We start from the raw sequence: 1,067 nt of genomic DNA, 5'->3' as shown, positions 1-1,067 counted from the left end.
AAAGTTCAAATGATGGCATAAAAGGTAAGACCTGCACTCCCTTGAGCCTGACCGGTGTCAGGGCTCATAGAGGCCGAAGACCTGTTGAGGTGGGAGTGAGCGGATTCCATCAGGGCCAAAGGCATTGAGACCTCACCCCAAGGCCAGTCTCTTTATTAAGAGAGTGGAAGCATAACTCTTTAGTCATGATGGAAAAATTTTCCTTGCAATGCGGGGCGGACCATATATGACACTGTTTCTCTACGGGAAAGATAAGCTTTCAATACAAAAATCTCCGCCTCCTCCTTCGTTCTCTGATTCCCTGAATACCCTGTGATACTGAGTCGACCGCGGCGCTTGCCAGTTCTTTACCGCGAGTCAGTGGTTTCATCGCCAGCTCCTGACCACGCAACCCATCCCGGTAACCGGTAATCCATTGATAGCCGACAATCACCAATACGCCCGCTGCCACCAGGTAACCTGTGGTAATGCCCGCCGTAGCGGCTGTGGACACTGAAGCGGCTGCCGACTCTGTAGCGGCTGTGGACACTGAAGCGGCTGTCGGCTCTGTAGCGGCTGCCGTCTTTGTAGCGGCTGCCGACTCTGTAGTGGCTGCCGGCTCTGTAGCGGCTGCCGACTCTGTAGCGGCTGCCGGCTCTGTAGCAGTTGACACTGTAGTGACACTTACCCGGCAAGCATCACTGTACGAAGAATTCAAAGCATCCAGAAATTCAGTTCTCGGAGAGCAATTGGCTGTTAACACAAGTAGGTCTGGTTTTTGGCAAAGAAGCTGATCATAGGAGATAGATCCAGAATTCGTTTTATTGCCATTGACAAAGCTATTCAACGTCTTGGCTTTGTCAACCGTTCCGTAAATCTGCCCCGCCTCGATGCCGGCGCCTGAATAGTTACCCAAGGTTGTGACATAGCTGTTCACTGCCGTGGTGTGGGCAACCGTTCCTTCACTGTCAACCTCCCCCCCCCCCCCGATGCCGGCGTATGCACGTTCACCCTCGGTTGTGACATGGCTGTACACCGCCGTGGTGTGGGCAACCGTTCCTATAACACCCCCCCCCCGACGCCGGCGT

At 54.0% G+C, this 1,067-nt stretch carries 1 protein-coding gene; it reads right to left on the bottom strand.

What is annotated here, in order from left to right:
* Positions 1 to 259: 259 nt before the first annotated feature.
* Positions 260 to 1,067, bottom strand: an 808-nt coding sequence (locus KDK15_RS15460; protein WP_257296286.1) for a hypothetical protein, incomplete at its 5' end; no start/stop codon positions are given.

Source organism: Endozoicomonas sp. YOMI1 (assembly GCF_024606345.1).
Lineage (GTDB): Bacteria > Pseudomonadota > Gammaproteobacteria > Pseudomonadales > Endozoicomonadaceae > Endozoicomonas.
Note: the sequence above shows the minus strand (reverse complement) of the source record. Positions and strands in the feature narration are given on the sequence as shown.